Origin of the sequence: Spongiibacter thalassae (assembly GCF_012272835.1) — a bacterium.
GTDB lineage: Bacteria > Pseudomonadota > Gammaproteobacteria > Pseudomonadales > Spongiibacteraceae > Spongiibacter > Spongiibacter thalassae.
The window spans coordinates 1-16429 of record NZ_JAAWWK010000010.1 but is presented as its reverse complement, the minus strand read 5'-3'; the positions used below and the strand labels follow the sequence as shown (position 1 = coordinate 16429).

The window sequence follows — 16429 nt, the reverse complement described above, 5'->3', positions numbered from 1 at the left end:
GTGGCTTAACCGGTGGTGGGAGTAATCCTTGCGTATCCATTTTAGGTGTCCACTTAAAAACAGGTGGACACCATCATGTTGGCCTGGGCTCAGGAGTGAAAGGTGTGTTGGCCGGACGGATACAGATGTTTTATCTTGGTGCATAATAGCTTTGGAGTTTTTTCATGGACTTAGGGTGTCAAAGACTTCATTGAAGCATTTCCCTCAAGTAAATCATTCTGAAAATGGTGGTTACTTAATTAAATATAACCAAGAGCAGTACTTTGTACCCCTACCTTCTAAATGGTACTTGCCACAATAGTTATTTTCATTAAAGTTCAGTTCTACGTAAAAGTTAGTGTTCAGATTGCCCAATGGTAGCGTTGAGCCACAATAAGTATCGTACGAAGGACGGGATTTTGTTCTCTATTTAAAATAGATCGCTACAAATCAAATAAATCGAGAAACTGTATGATACTTCCTTCAATTTGTTCACGGGAGTTTGTTGAGTGTAAGGTAATTAATTTGAAACGGATTCACAGATAGCCTGCCGTAAGGCTGCTAGCGCAATGTCAATGGACTCTGTGGACGTATAAAAATGTGGCGAGAAGCGGATGTTGTCGTTCAGTGTTGAGCAAATAATATTTCTGTTGTTGAGCTCTTGGCCGAGTCGTAAGCTCTCGACACCCTCGGCGGTGAAACAAACTATACCTGCGCGACGACTTGCGGAAGTATTAGAGGTGATTCTGATGCGAGGTATTTTTTGTAAACCCGCTATCAAATAGAGAATATTTCGGTCGAGGTCAGCGGCAACTTTGGTGATGCTATACTCGAGCAGAAGAGATAGGCTTCCCGTGAGCGTGTGTATGCCTTGCATATTGAGACTACCGCACTCAAACCGCCGAGCGCTATGGGCTACACACCAATTTTCGGATTCAAAGTTTCTAGGCTCTTCAACCATGCGCCACCCATATCGATTTAGCCGTAATTGATCAAGTAGCTCTTCTCGACAGAAAAATAGCGCAACACCTTCTGGGCCCAGCATCCACTTGTGACTGTCTGCGGTGACAAAGTCAGCATGGATCGCCTGGACGTCAAACGGCTGAGCGCCTAAGCTCTGGATAGCATCGACGCAAAAAAGCACACTATGTTGTCGACAGAATTCTCCCAGCACATTTAGATTTAATTTCAGCCCCGTATTGTTTTGGACTGAGCTAACGGAAAGTAGACGAGTTCGTTGATCGATCGCGTTTAGGATACTTAGTTCCGGCTCGACATCACTATTCCGCAAGCTTACTTTGTGGGTCGCCACACCTCGTGAGGCTAGGGATTCCCATACTATTCGATTTGATGGAAAGGATTCGTTAGGAATAACGACATTATCTCCAGGTTGCCAATCAAGACCATAAGCCACAGTAGAAAGTCCTTCGGAGGTGTTTTTCAAGATCGCGATTTCATTAGTTGTTGACGCGTTAATAAGTTGTGAGAACTGACGACGCAATAAGGCCTCTGCCTCCTTCCATCGGTCATAGTACGTTGCTCCAAAACGGCTGGCTTCCTCGGCGAAAGCTACCGCATTGTTTTTTGCTCTAATAGACCAAGGGGCATCTGCTGCATGATTTAGATAGACAATATCTCTGTCTAATTCAAACTCTCTATTTAGATTAATATTACTTATGGGGAGGATAGGATTCATATGTCGCATCTATGTTAAGGAATCGCTCAAAATAAATCAGTAAGGGAGGCAGAAAAAAAAAGTCATATATCAATGCAACTATAAGTGTGATCGAAACCAGCCGACCGAGGGTGGCATTGACCAGAAAATCCGATAGACCGAGAATCATGAAGCCAGTCGCCAATGTAATAGTCGACACTACAATAGCCATACCAGCCTGCGAGAAAGAGTAGATAATCGCAGTTTCAGCTGAATTGCCCTGCTTCCGCGAGCGAAGATAGTAAGTCAAAATATGTACTGTATCGTCGACAACAATACCCAAGGTAACACTAAAGACCACGGCAACGACCAGATTAATTTCACCGACAATGGCCCCCCATAAGCCTAGAGTAATCAGTATAGGGATGGTATTGGGAATTAAACTTAGTATCGCCAGGCGCCACGCCCCCAAAGAAACCAGTAATGTAATAGTAATAAACAGTATCGCTAGAACTGTACCTAATAACATACTGCGAATATTATCTTCACCGATATGGGCGAACATAATCGAACGCCCGACTCCCGAGGTCATAATTTCCGGTGTGTTTCTACTCAACCAATGTTGCGCTCGTTGCTCAAGCGCCAATATCTCCTTGGATTTTAAATTTTTAATAGCCACGGTTACCCGTAATGCCGAGCGATTTATATCGATCTGATTATCTAGGCTCATACCATATGGTAACGACATCTCATATAACAGTAAGTACTGAGCTGCCAGCTCGCGAGAATCAGGTATGACATACCACTCGGGATTGTTGCTGTGCATGTTTTTGTTCAGTCTGCGTAAGGTGTCTGTGTAAGTGTATACATGAACAACCTCCGGCTGACTCTTGTACCATTGAACGAAGTCGTCCACCTGCTGAAGAAAATACACATCATTGATGCCATCCGCAATTTTGGTGGAAATAACATAGTCAATGGCATTCAAGGCAGACGTGTAGGATTCCGCGTACATGGCTGCCTGACGGTATGGTGTATCTTCGCTCAAATAGTGGATATTACCATCATTGATAACATTCTTTGAAACGAACGGCACCACTGCGAATGTAAAACAAACAATAGTAAAAAACAGCTTATTGCGTTTCAATATGATCCATTGCGCTAGCCTCACCAAACCCGTGTCGAAAGTCGCATACCCTAAATTGCGGCTTTGTCGTTTAGACGGAAGCAACCAACAAGCTAATTGCGGTAACAAGCTATAGGTAAAGCAAAAGCTACTCATAACACCGATAGATGCTATGGTCCCGGTTTCCCGTAGTGGCGGTGAATCACTAAAATTTGTACTTAAAAAGCCGATGCTGGTTGTAAAGCTAGTTAGAAATATAGGCTTCAAGGTAGAGGTGATACTGTCCTGTAAAGCTTCTAGTATGGGCTTCCCTAAAGTGATGGACTTATTCGTATGGCTGAGTAAGTGGACGCAGGTGGCTATGGCTAGTGTTAGTATAATAATTGGCGCACCGGAGCTGACACTATTGAGCTTAACGCCCGCGTACCCGCAAAGGGCCATGGTAAATGCGACACTGGCCAACCCCATAGACATCGCCAGCAAGCTGGCGACAAATGATTGTAAAAAAAAGCTCAGCAGAAAAAAAATAGTGATGAACATCACTGGCAAGAGCAGCAAAATATCTGCGTTATTGATCTGCTGCATTGCATAATTAAAAGGGGCTAAACCGACAATATGAAGTTTCACCGTTGCAAACTGATCACTAAATTGTGCGCGCACTTTCTCCGCGTAGATCGTGGCTTCTGCGGAGGCTTCATGCTCACTAATATCGTGAAACAGTAACTTTACATTGATAAAAGCGATCTCCCCCTTTTTTGAGATGAGGTGGTCAACTATTTCTGGTTCATTTAGTGCAATATTTTCAAGTTCCGCCAAAGAATGGGAATCTAATGTAAAGGAATCGTCAACAAAATCTCTAATAACCAGCTCATCCTGAACTACGGAAGTATATTGAAAATTAGAGACCGATTGAACGTGTGTCGCGTAAGGTATCTTCCATGATTCCAACGTCAGCCATTTAATAGCCTCAAGACTTTCTTTGGAAAACACGCGGTTGTCGTCTGGAGTGACAATAAAAATTAGGTTTTCAGGGGGAGTGAAATGCTTAATCAATTCATTGTGTGCAACATACTGCGGGTCATCTTTATCAAAATAGACATGATAACTACTGTCTATTTCGAGATACTGTAGGCCTGGGGTTACGGCAAGCAATGCCGCAAGGGTCAGCCAAAAAAAAGTTAAGCGTTTCCTTATCACGAGCATAATTAGCTGCACAAGTGATGAAGATAGCCTCTAAGGCTATTTTTTCTTTTGTTGCGATATTTTCTCCCAATCATACTTGCAGTTCCAAGCTCTACTGTTTATACATCGAACTAATGGATGGTAGGATCCGGCTAGGATCATTATTTTCATCAAAATAAGCTTCGATGATCTTATCCCGATCCAGCGAAGTACTTATTTCAGCAAGTCGATTTATGAGTAAATCGAAGTCTTTGGCTAAATGATCACAGTCTTTTGGGAATAGAGGATGCTTACGCCCCTTGCTGTCTCGATGTAGAATACTTTGGACATAGGATGTTACTATATCCGACAGTGTTGGTGGGTTCACAACGAAACCGATGGAAAAGGACTCTTCATGTGTGACAGTTTGGTGCCAGTATCCTCGTGGCAAAAAGGTGACTGTACCCGCATCTGCTTTGAATTCATCGACATGAGATGGCATCTCTGTTGGAAGTGGCCTACCTGAGTAGGGGTTAATTCCGTTGGTGTAGTAACGGTTGGGATTACTTGCAAAGTATGCAAAGAGCGGGTTTTGTAGATCCATATTCTCGGCGACCCACCAAGTTTTCGTGCCCCTTAACTGAATCATAAAATTTGTTTCGTGATCGAAGTGCAGGCTGACATTTACATCGGCCTGAGCCGCAAACCCCTCACAACTGACAAAGCGTTTTGGCACCCCGAGCTGCTTAGCGAGCACCGTGCAGAGATTATCAATGGCAGGAATTTGTTGGAGATCAGTGATATAAATCATAACATCGCCATTCGAATAGTCCTCCCAGGCATCCTTGGCTTTGGCGATTGTTTCTCTACGTGAAGTGCGATTACCTAACACGTCAACTGGTGTTTTCAGGAACTCCAATAGTTTTTTTGTATCCTGAAGTTCACTAATTGTCGCAATCGCAGGCATGCGCTCCAACAATCCGTGTGCTACATAATGTTTCTTTGGCCAGTAATTATTTGTAAAAGAATTAAAACTTGCTGTACCGAAAAACTGTGATAATAGGTCAATAGAAGAAGCTGAAAGCGTCATGTATCACTCCTCAGAAAAGTAAAATATAAGATAGTATTGTCTCCTTAGGTCACGGGGAGCGAGTACTTTTATATCAGGTATAGATTTCCTTCAGCGTGAGGCGACGCTCTTTTACTATTTCGACAATATCCTTTGTGATAGTTAGCTGTTCCGCTTTCGGTAGTCCGACCAACTCACCCTCTATGCGACCCAAAGCTGAATAGAGGCGGGCTGTAAGACGTTCGGTTTCGCTGCGCACGCGACCAATCCGCTCAGCAATGGTTTCTATCACCGCTGCATGATCCTGTAAATGCCAGCCCATACGGTTTAATCGGAATCGAATTGTGACAGGAGTTCCTTCCCACCAGCCGTAACCTTTTTCCAGCTCTTCATCCGTCACATCGACAAACTCTTCTATCAAAACTTTATGCTTGCTTTCCGAAACATCAAGTAATTGCGCCATCGTGCCGAAGTTAAATGGTGGAGGCCCATATTTTTCCCAAGTCTCTACAACAGGCTGCTTTGTTGTTGCAGTCTGCTCCGAGATACCATTACGAATTCCTGCAAGAGCTTGCCGTATCGACGAGCCGTGCGCCCAAAATTCCGCCATTACACAGTGAACGACATTGTTGCGTATCGTCCGTTGTTTGCCCAGGGAGAAGTTGACTCCAAGGTGTTGCTTATCTAGATCACGGCCTTTAAGCCCGACGAGAGTACCCTGCAGTTCTCGATAAGAAATTTGCCATTCCCGCAGTATTTCCTGTGCCTTTGTAAGTTCGCGAGCGTCTTTTCGTAATGCGATCTTGGTCTCGATACTAAAATCCACCAGCGCCTGATAAACACCAAATACGAACTCGCGCAAACAATCAGTATAGTGCTCCCAACCCTTTATTGGCTCACCTTTCCAATCAATCATCAATTCGCTATCGGGTATGGTTTGCAAAATTTGACAAAATTTCATAACTTCAGCGGCTAAAGGGGCCGCCGAAGCAAAAGTCAAATGCTGCTGATCTTCGGGGTATGCACCGGCTTCTTTTGCGACGTCGTTCCAGTAATCGGCTTCCTTATGGGAAAGTGTCTCTCTCTTGCTTTCTCTTAATACTTTATTGAAAAACTGACTGGATGTAGCGTATTGGTTGTTAAATAAATTCCACTTACCCATCGCAACATCAAGTTGCGCCAGAAATTCATTGACTGGAAGCTCGCCCTCGATATCGTGATGTACGCGGGTATAGCCTAGATCTAAACGAGTGTGGAGAGGTGAACCAAGGAATTTGTGATAGATATCACCTGTACTAGAAATCAATTGCAGAGTGGGAGACATAATAAAGATATGGCTGCCTACGAGCTCGGAGATTCGCGGGTCTGGCTTATCACTCTCCACTTCCACCCAAACCGGAATGGTTTGATTTAAGATAGGTTCAATAACTGCCTTGTCCGACAATGTATTCTCGGCGAGCGTACGACATCCCGTGCACCCGCTACTATGGAAATATATCAATATTGGTTTTCCGCTCTCTGCAGACTGGGCTATTGCTGTATCGTATTTATCATGTGTAAGCCAAGGTATTTGATTAATCATAATTTGAACTCCCTTTCATTTTTTAAAAACAGAATGAAAATAACGCGTAGAATATTTCTACTTGGTGATACTGTAATCTATTGTTGACTTAGTCACCTCGGCGGATATCGTTTTTCGCTGAATGCGCCGCTCTTGCAGTGCCGTTTTCAACAGCATGTTATAGCTCGGTTCTCTAATTAGAGCGCCCTTGAATCCACAGTATTCATAGCATCTTTTGACCATATCGCGCATAACCATGCGGGCCATAGCTGGATTTTCGCCGAGATCGTGGCCGCAGCCTTCCAACTCTATGAGACTCAGAGAGCGAGAATCAAGTTCGGAAAAAATCCGTTTAACTTCAGAAATTTCGACCCAATCATCGTCGCTGCTGGCAAAACATGTCATCGGTGACTTAAGCTGCATAATAGTGTCCCGTGTACTTTCAAGGCTAAGCCAATTTCCGGACATCATATCTTGATAAAAGTTTTTCGCCCCTACGGACAGACCCTCGAAAATAACTTGGTGCGGGACGTCATGTAGCTGTAATGCGCAGTAGTCTTCGCCGAAAACCCGTGCTAATGTTTTCTGCAAATTAACAACTCCAGACAAAGTAATGAGAAAGTCGATGTCATCTCTTTGTGCCGCCAATGCGAATGCAATACGCGATGTTATACTGGTTGAGAAAAAACCCAATGTGCGAGCTGGGAAAAGGGCTTTAGCTAGGTCAACCGCGTGATTGGCGCTGAGCAATGCATCTCCCATGGTGAAGTTCATCATTTCGCCATAACTCATACCGACATGATTGATAGAGTCATATCGAACGACGTCATATCCATTGTTGATTAAATAGCTCGCAATACTTGAATTGTGATGCATGCAGCGGCCAAAAGCTGATGCAACAATAATGACGCCTTTTGCCTCCTTCGCAGTAGCTCTAGATATCCAACAAGCCAAAGATCGGCCGTCCGTTGTCTGGCTATGGAGTTCTTCAAAATCACTTTGACTAAACAAACCTTATTTCTCCTTCTGTAACTCTTGGTCTATCTAGAGCCAAGGCGCAACCTCCTTGAAATCCTCTCTCTACCCGCCGCACGATTTCCATAAAAACACCATATCTTCCGCAATCGCATCGTCCCCTAGAAACGATGCCAATGTCGTCGGAAATAATGATGCCGGGATAACTATCACAAGAGCTGTCAATATATCCAAGTAAACCCAGTTGATTGTCTCCTAAGGGTTGCAGATCACTAGGTGACAATGTCTGAACGTACAGCCATGGTGGTACGTGCTTTCTGTGATGTTCGCACTCTATAATTAAGGTATTCAGTTCGACCTGATTAAATGCATCCCGAACTTGAGACACGGAATTTAATCCTAGGTAGTGGCAAATCATCTCACGAAACTGGACTTGCGGAATCATATCACCGCTAAGACGCTTCCATCCGCCCCCCGTTACTGTCGTGATTCGATCTAGGCCTTTTATTACAATATTGTTCTGGTGAGCAAACTTACAAAGTTGCAAAAAGGCGAAGGGAGGGCCGATAATTCCGACATGAAGATTAGTCGTGGCTAAGGCGTCATTGATCTCTTCAATTGCAGTTGAAAGATGAATGGCGCCACTCGAATCCATCACGCTCGCGGTTGGATATAGCAACTCCGTTAGCCCCATGACAAAGGGAAACCACACATCACCAGCTGACTCATTATCTGGTCCGAGATGAATAATTTTGAGCTCATGCTCGTGCCATTCCCGAAGTAATTGCAGAGATGACCTGACTGAGCCAAGTAGCCTGTCAAGTGTCAAGCGGTTTCGCGGGATGCGGCTTTGTAGACCGCTCGTGCCACTACTTAAACACCATTTTTCGATGACACCGCAATCGCTACTTTTAATATCGGCTAGCTTAAATGTGGTAGTCGGTATTTTGGGGCAATGACTAACCCCCTCGCGCAGATTACCGAAACTAGAATAAAATTTTTCATATTGTGGGCACCTTTCCAGCATCGATGTAACCGTATCCGATGAGAGTTCATTTGTTATCATATCCTGTTGCTCTAAGGATAAATCAAAAATATTCTCTGAGAAAATAACGTCATCAGTTTTGGAGAGTTTGATTGAGGAATGTGTCATGCTAATCCTTTCACAATTACACAAACGCTAGGAGTTTCTTATTTATTAGTTATTAATTTCAATAAAATACTCGGTTCTTGGCTTGATTCAACTTGGCATTAAATCTTCATCCTTTGGCGCTTAAGCGATAAACCTATACAGGTATTTTCGCTTATCCCCGCCCGACGATAATGCTACTGCTCACTTTATCACTCGGCGATTTTGCATTAATTTCCGCAAGCTTCTAATTATCTTGGCCCTCTATAAAGCTGCAAAGATTGATGAAATTAGTGACTCCACACACGTAAAGAAATAGCGAGCTTACCAATGATGGTCTTCGCTAATGAATACGCTAGGTTCCCGTATGTCACTACAACCGTGTTTAGGTGGAGTAGAGAAGATTTACGTGATTTTTATTTTGCTATAATTCATATCTTTCCTTCCTTGGTAGCCAATAGCATCTCCAACTATTCTTATTTTGATTTGGTTCCTCGAAAGGAGATGCGCACGATAAATTAACAGATCCCTGTACTGTGGCGACAAGGAAATCATACTTTATTTTATCGCGCAACTAATTTTTAATGCTTTCGCTGAGAGCATGTATACGATTAAAAGCTCACCAACCAAACTAAAAATATTGAAAATATGTTTTAGTCCTGATAGGTTTGTCGAAATTCAACTTAGTTGATATTGATTCAACAATAAGAAATTCAAGCCAAAATGCCAATGAAGGCTATCCCTTTGTCGCCCGTCTAACAAAGAGGAAATCAAGGAGGATAACAAATGGAATGTGCAAGTGCTTATCTGGGTGCTGGTGAGTTCTGGCGAAAAATTCCTGCTTGGAATGGCGTATCTGCCAACCAGTTCAACGATCATTTGTGGCAAGAGCGGAATTCTGTCATTAATTTGAAAACTCTCGCGCCCTTAGTATCCAAACTAGTTTCGCAAGAGTTTTTGGAGGATGTTCAGCAAGGTATCAATGCTGGACAAATGGCTGTTAGGTTGACACCTTATATCATTAGTTTGATTGATTGGGGGCGGCCTGAAACGGATCCTATCAGAAAACAGTTTCTGCCTTTAGCGTCAGAAATCGAGACTGACCACCCGCTTTTGGTTATGGATCCTATGTCTGAGCAGGTTGATGCGGCCGCACCAGGGCTCACACATCGATATCGTGACAGAGTTTTGTTTCTTGCCACGGATACTTGTCCAGTCTATTGCAAATATTGCACACGTAGCTATGCCGTCGGAACCAATACGAAGGCTGTATCGAAAATCAGCTTCAATCCTCGGTCGCCTCGCTGGGAGCGAAGCTTCGAGTATATAGAGACACACCCAGCGATAGAAGATGTCGTAATTTCTGGGGGCGATTGCTACCGCCTTAAGCCAGAACAAATCACTTTAATTGGGGAGAGGTTGTTACAGATCCCTCATATCAGGCGTATACGCTTTGCCACCAAAGGCCTGGCGGTCTTGCCTATGAAGATCCTGACGGATGTTGCTTGGCTGAAGGCACTCTCTAGGATCAATGAATTAGGCCGAGAGCGCTACAAAACTGTTGCTGTACATACTCACTTTAATCACAAGAACGAAATCACCAGTATTACCGAGGCAGCCCTAAATAGGCTTTTTGAATTGGGTATCGTTGTCAGGAATCAAAGTGTGATTCTCAGCGGTGTTAACAATTCGGCTGAAGCAATTATCGATCTCAACTATCGGTTGAGTTATCTCAATGTGCGTCCGTACTACCAATTCATGTGCGATATGGTTCAGGGTACTGAGAACTTGCGAACCTCACTTCAAGAAGCCGTCGAGATTGAAAAACTTGTTCGCGGAACGACATCTGGTTACAACACGCCGCTATTTGTTGTTGATCTTGCTGGCGGCGGCGGTAAGCGTGACATTCATAGCTATGAAATCTATGACCGTGATATAGGTCTCAGTATTTTCAAGGCACCAAATGTTAAGAAAGATAGTTATTTTTTCTACTGTGATCCGCTACGCTCCATTGAGCCCTATTTCAGAAACATGTGGCTAGATTCGCGTAAAAGACAATATATGATGAGCTCTTTGCTTCGAGAATTTAAAGGTGTGGCTTCAAATCAAAGGCTCCACTATTCCGTGCTAGGCAATTTAATGAGAAACGGAATATAGTCGCGATGCAATTACCAATTTTTTGCTGTGGCCGACGTTATACGCAGTCCGACAGAGACTCCGCTTCTATCGACACCATCACCCTTAAGCAGCGAACGGGATTAGATCTTGAGATACCTCCTATTGACAAGGGTTTTATCAAGCGATCAATTGAGGCTAGCACTGACCTCGCCGACACCCCCCTTTGCTCTATCGTTAATTTTTTATCGAACGTCGGTAAAAACTGGAAGATGGCAGATTATCCTCGGCGCAAGATTTACGTTAACCATCTCTGTCGATATCTGGGCTATTCTCGAGCGATGGCTGAGAATGAAGCCAACTGGATTGCGCTGTTGCTTTGCGCCAGCAATCGGATCTACGATTCGCTGGCCTGTGAGCTAGGTGATTGGAACATGGTAGATCGCTGGATATGTAGAGAGGAGGTGAATCTAAAAGCTCTACCCTTGGGCACTTTGCTCCACTTACTGCCTGGGAATGTACCTCTCTCGGCAGTGATTTCTATGATTCGGGCGGCGGTGACAAAAAATCGCTCCATTATCAAGCTGTCCGCGGATGACCCTTTCACCTCGTCGGCAATTTTGCAGAGCTTCATTGAGGTCGATGCTAAACACCCAGTTACAACGTCATTCAGTATAGGTTATTGGCCAAGAAGCGACAGTGAGGTCGGCCCCCAATTTGCAAAACATGTCGATGCCATTATTGCTTGGGGTGGTAATGACCTCTTGGCTTGGTGTCAGAAGCATGCAAGAGAATCCACTGATATTATCAAGTTTGGCCCTAAACGGAGCTTAACTATCATTGGTGAATGTGACGACTTCGAAGAAGCAGCTAAGCGCGTCGCCTTTGATGCCTCGGTATATGACCAGCGTGCATGTTTCTCGACACGCCAAGTTTTTGTAATGGATAGCATTTACAATGATTTTAAAGAAAAGCTTGCTAAGGCGATGACCTTAGTTTCCGAGCTAATACCCAAAGGGCAGGCCACATTAGATGAATTGGCGGATCAAGCGCTTACCTTGCAGCAGAATCGTTTTCTCACACCCGAGCTTCTTTTTAGTGATGCTTGGTCAATTGTGGATATCGATTCTAGGTTGGCTGAACCCCATTGTCTAGGAAGGACTATTTACCTGCAAAAAATAGCACAACCTGAAGCTGTATATCCCTACATCGACAAATCAGTGCAAACGGTGGGCATTTATCCTCATGGCCTTGGCGAGCGATTACGGGACGAATTAGCTCGACGGGGTGTTTCGCGTATCGTAGAGGTAGGTTCACACAATGTCTTTCGTCTCGGCGGTAGCCACGATGGCCTGTTACCCATGCAGCGATTAGTGCGATTTGTTTCCCAAGAGGCTCCTAGTTCTCAAATTATCAAGGGTATGCCGGCGGAAATTGATCAGGTATTAATATTGGAAAATGATGAATTTTTAGATTTTATCCCTTAAGCACAAATCTAAACAACTGGATGCGAATCAGGTTTCCATTAATTAACTTAACCATCCCATTGGCAACAGTGGAAATTTCCGACCAATCTCATATTGGAGTTTTACATGAACAACGATCTACAGTGGGGCATATTCCTCTTAACAACGCAATCTCCAGGGCTCACACCGGAGGAAGTCATACGCCGAGCAACAGATTATACTCTTTACGCCGAAAAGCTGGGGATGAATTCAGCCTGGACTTTAGAGCACCACTTTACCAAATACGGATTAGTTGGTTCTGCGCTGACTCAGGCTGCATTTTTATTGGGAAAAACTGCGACTATCAATGTGGGTACTGCAATCAACGTTATTCCAACTGAACACCCTGTGCGGCTTGCAGAAGAAGTTGCGCTACTAGATCAGATGAGTGGCGGACGCGTTATGTTCGGCATCGGGCGTGGCCACTTTATTAAGGATTACATGGTATTCGGTGTGGACATGTCTAAGAATACCGAGATGCTGATGGAAGGTTACGAATTGATGATGCAGGCATGGGCGACAGGAAGTTGCTCCGCTCAATCGGAGTATTATAATTTCCCCAAGGTCGACGTCAACCCGCCGACTTATACCAAGCCCAATCCACCTGTATTTACTGTAGCGACTTCTCCCGAAACCCTTGAATGGGCAGGGTCAAAGGGAATCCCGCTTCTGCTAACTGCATTCTATGACGACGAAGAGTTGCTTGGTATGATGCAATTTTACAATGAAATCGCGGATGCAAATGGCCACGATATTAATGCCATACCGCATGTATTGACTCGAATTGGTGGCGCAGCAACGACATTTGATATTCGGGCTGCGTCAGTGCCGTTATTAAACTGGTGGATGGACGAGTTTACGGGCGCAAGCTCACTTTATACCACGCAGGGGAAAAATATCCGTGGGTATGATTGGCATCGCCGTCGTCGCGAACAGGCGATCATGCGTGGGGAAAAGAAACCTTCTGCAGGCTCTCAGAAAGTCATCGATATTAACCCGATTGGTTCGCCTCAAGAATGTATCGACAAGCTTTCTCGCTCAATGGAAATACTGGGCGTGCGCCATGCAGCTTTCGGATTCGAAGCCGTCAGTGACAGCGTGCAAATCGTTAAAGAATCAATGGATTGTTTTAACGAAGAAGTATTGCCAAAAATAACCTTACCCGAAAAGGTGTGGTAATCAAAAAAACGAACGTTAGGAGCGCTTCGCGCTCCGCGTGGGAACCGTTCGTCTATAGACCAAGTGAGTCGGTACTACCATATTTGATACGTCTTTCCTGCTAACTAAGGTGAAGAAATGAGTCCTTTGCCGGACTCGACAGTAAGGTTGCTGCGTTAAGCACTATTAGCTTTTTGTTTTGGCTTGGTCCGCGACCACGTAGTTCCCGTTTTGGCGTCTTTAAGGTGAATACCTTGCTCCAGTAACTGATCGCGAATTCGATCCGATTCAACCCAATCCCCGTTGGCTCGCGCAGTGTTACGCTCGGTGATCAGGCCCATCTCCTCGACAGTGAGTTGGCCGCGACCCACTTCGTCGAAACCTAGACCCAAAATCATATCGAAGGCTAGCAGAAGGTTAAGTTTTTGCTCTGTCTTTAGTGAATTGGAGCGAGTGACCTTCCATAGGACCTGCAATGCGTCAGGCGTTTTCAAATCGTTAGACATCGCTTCCCAAAACTCATCTAAATAGGGCTGCGCTGAGTCATCGGTTGTAAGATATTCATTCCCCTCTAATTCCCTTTGCCACTCTTGGATTTTGTCCACAAGGCCCAAATAGGCTTTTTCCGCCTTTTTTAGGGCATGAAAACTGAAAGTGAGCTCACTGCGATAATGACAGCATAAGAGAAAATAGCGATAGACTAGGGGTGAAAAACCATTGTCCACCAGAGTGTCGACGGTTAGGAAATTTCCCGCTGACTTAGACATTTTATTGTGGGCCCCGTCTTCCGCTGTGCGAGCAGATGCGTTATCGGAAGCAACGGTGAGAAATTCACCGTGCATCCAGTAGCGCACTGAGCTATTGTCGTGGCAGCAATTCGATTGAGCAATTTCGTTAGTGTGATGTACAGGGATATGATCAACGCCGCCACAGTGTATGTCGAACTCCTTTCCTAGGTATTTAGCGGACATCGCGGAGCACTCGATATGCCAGCCGGGAAAGCCTTTTCCCCAAGGAGAGTTCCATTTCATGATCTGATTGGGAAATTTAGAATTGGAAAACCAAAGGCAGAAATCAGCCTGATTGCGCTTGTTGGTATCTATGGTGACTCGCTCGGTCGCTCGTTGCGAGCCCATTTGTAGCTTGGCAAAAGCAGCATATTCCGCAAACTTCGACACATCGAAGTAGATATTTCCGCTACTCTCGTAAGCATAACCTTTATCGCACAGTGACTGCACCATGCTAATAATATCCGGGATATGTTCCGTAGCACGACAAACAATGTGAGGTCTCCGGATTCCAAGCATTTCGCAGTGGCGGAAGAAGTGGGACTCGTACACTTTAGCGATATCCCAAGGAGACTTTTTTTCGCGTTTTGCCGCTAGTGACATCTTGTCATCTCCAGAGTCTTCATCCGATTGCAGGTGTCCAACGTCCGTGATATTCATCACATGCTTCACGTCATATCCGAGTCCCTCGAAAGTGCGACGCAACACGTCTTCAAAGACATACGTCCGCATGTTTCCTATGTGGGCAAAATTATATACCGTCGGGCCACAGCAATAGATGCCAATCTTATTTTTTTTAAGTGGCACAAAAGTTTCGATGCTACGGGAGATAGTGTTATAGATTTTCATAAAATAGCTGGGTAGGGGGCACTTAAAAGTCAGAGTAGAGACTAATTGCCTTTTCTCAAAAAGTCTACCCCACCGTGACTTTTGGTTGAGCCGGCTGTGCGACGTGAGGATAATGGCTCAATCTCTGACAATCCCTTGGTACTTTTGAAGAGGTTTGTGAATTCTAGGTGGGGGGCTATGCTAGGGAGCTGCGCTCTACTTTTCGGCCTGCCGCTACTCAGCATTAAGGGCTTGCATTACACGCTTTGGTAAGCGTAGCGAGGGCTTGGATAAGCGCCAGCTCGCTTTATTGGAGGCGCTTGCGATGAAGACATCGCCGCGATTGAGGCTGAACTGGAAAAAGTCTCAATTACGTCACCGCCGCGTGAACGCAAAAAGCCCAAATGCCAAGCACTCCCCAGTGATCTGCCCCGTACCGAGATTCACCATGAGCCCGAGAACAAAAACTGCGCTTGCGGCTGTGCACTCACTCGGATCGGTGAAGACGTCAGCGAGAAACTCGACTATCAGCCCGGTACCTTTAGTGTTGAACGTCATATCAGAGGCAAATGGTGCTGCCGCGACTGCGACAGCTTGATACAAGCGCGCACATCATTGATAAAGGCATTCCCACCACCGGCTTATTAGCGCAAGTGCTGATTAGCAAATATGCTGATCATCTGCCGCTGTACCGCCAAGAACAACAGTTTGCCCGTAGCGGCGTCATGATTCCCCGTTCAACACTAGCAGATTGGGTGGGTCGTTGTGGCGTAGAGCTACAGCCTTTAGTGGATGCTTTGCGGGAACAGCTACTGGAGCAATCGGTATTACACGCTGATGAAACACCGGTTGCGATGTTGGCGCCGGGTAAGCAGCGTACTCATAAAGCCTATGTCTGGGCCTATACGGCAACGCGCTACCCTCCGATACAAGGTGTGGTCTACGACTTCAGGCCCAGCCGCTCAGGCAAAGAGTCGAGAGACTTCCTCGCAGATTGGCGGGGGAAACTAGTTTGCGATGATTACAGCGGCTACAAAGCGGGCTTCACCAATGGGATTATCGAAATTGGTTGTTGGGCCCACGCTCGTCGCAAATTCCACCACGACCTGCACTGCACGTGGCCAACAAAAGCCAGATTGCTGAGCAGGAGCTGGACTATATTAAACAGCTCTATCTCATCGAGCGGGAACTCGTTGAACTAAGTCCTGAGCAGCGAAGGCAACAACGACAAGAACAAGCCAAACCGATTCTCGATCAGTGTAAGCCTCCGGTAATCCCCGGTTGATCAAGGCGTCCAATTGTGCGGCAGCAGCTCTTCGATTTTAGAGGCCTTCTGCGTCGGCAGTTTTTCCATCACATCTTGCAAATACGCCTGCGGATT

At 45.2% G+C, this 16429-nt stretch carries 11 protein-coding genes and 1 pseudogene; 4 read left to right on the top strand and 8 right to left on the bottom strand.

Translation table 11 applies throughout. The features are described 5' to 3' along the window. Window positions 1-499: 499 nt before the first annotated feature. From HCU74_RS19635 to HCU74_RS19610, 6 genes are all read right to left on the bottom strand, one after another. Window positions 500-1675, bottom strand: a complete 1176-nt coding sequence (locus HCU74_RS19635) for an aminotransferase class V-fold PLP-dependent enzyme (RefSeq protein ID WP_168452148.1) — start codon at window positions 1673-1675, stop codon at window positions 500-502. Then, window positions 1650-3962: an efflux RND transporter permease subunit gene (locus HCU74_RS19630; protein WP_168452147.1), complete on the bottom strand. Its 2313-nt coding sequence runs from the start codon at window positions 3960-3962 to the stop codon at window positions 1650-1652. The genes HCU74_RS19635 and HCU74_RS19630 overlap by 26 nt, the downstream gene beginning before the upstream one ends. A 91-nt stretch (window positions 3963-4053) precedes the next feature. After that, complete coding sequence (locus tag HCU74_RS19625) at window positions 4054-5010, bottom strand: JmjC domain-containing protein (protein WP_168452146.1); 957 nt, start codon at window positions 5008-5010, stop codon at window positions 4054-4056. Window positions 5011-5083: 73 nt separating this feature from the next. Beyond that, window positions 5084-6571 (bottom strand): thioredoxin family protein, encoded by a 1488-nt coding sequence (locus HCU74_RS19620; protein ID WP_168452145.1) that lies wholly within the window; start codon window positions 6569-6571, stop codon window positions 5084-5086. 57 nt (window positions 6572-6628) lie between these two features. Then, entirely contained in the window at window positions 6629-7561 is a 933-nt protein-coding gene (locus HCU74_RS19615; protein WP_168452144.1) for an alpha/beta hydrolase family protein, read from the bottom strand. Further along, a complete protein-coding gene (locus HCU74_RS19610; RefSeq protein WP_168452143.1) occupies window positions 7554-8678 on the bottom strand; it encodes a LuxE/PaaK family acyltransferase in 1125 nt (374 codons plus the stop codon). The genes HCU74_RS19615 and HCU74_RS19610 overlap by 8 nt, the downstream gene beginning before the upstream one ends. Window positions 8679-9440: 762 nt before the next feature. Between HCU74_RS19610 and HCU74_RS19605 the strand changes: the two genes are divergently transcribed. The 3 genes from HCU74_RS19605 (at window position 9441) to HCU74_RS19595 (ending at window position 13453) form a co-directional block, all read left to right on the top strand. Continuing rightward, complete coding sequence (locus HCU74_RS19605; RefSeq protein ID WP_168452142.1) at window positions 9441-10811, top strand: KamA family radical SAM protein; 1371 nt, start codon at window positions 9441-9443, stop codon at window positions 10809-10811. A 5-nt stretch (window positions 10812-10816) separates the two neighbouring features. After that, window positions 10817-12256, top strand: coding sequence for an aldehyde dehydrogenase family protein (locus HCU74_RS19600; RefSeq protein ID WP_168452141.1), 1440 nt, complete (start codon window positions 10817-10819; stop codon window positions 12254-12256). A gap of 105 nt (window positions 12257-12361) precedes the next feature. After that, window positions 12362-13453: an LLM class flavin-dependent oxidoreductase gene (locus HCU74_RS19595; RefSeq protein WP_168452140.1), complete on the top strand. Its 1092-nt coding sequence runs from the start codon at window positions 12362-12364 to the stop codon at window positions 13451-13453. 155 nt (window positions 13454-13608) lie between these two features. Here the strand turns inward: HCU74_RS19595 and cysS are convergent, their stop codons facing one another. Further along, on the bottom strand, window positions 13609-15069 hold the full coding sequence (cysS, locus tag HCU74_RS19590; protein WP_168452139.1) for a cysteine--tRNA ligase: 1461 nt from the start codon (window positions 15067-15069) through the stop codon (window positions 13609-13611). Window positions 15070-15310: 241 nt separating this feature from the next. On the opposite strand from cysS, the pseudogene tnpC reads away from it, so the two are divergent. Next, window positions 15311-16303, top strand: a pseudogene (gene tnpC / locus HCU74_RS19585) (IS66 family transposase); the annotation flags it as partial. A 30-nt stretch (window positions 16304-16333) separates the two neighbouring features. On the opposite strand, the gene HCU74_RS19580 reads toward tnpC, so the two are convergent. Then, window positions 16334-16429 (bottom strand): transposase domain-containing protein (locus HCU74_RS19580; protein WP_168452138.1); only part of this gene is annotated, 96 nt, incomplete at its 5' end.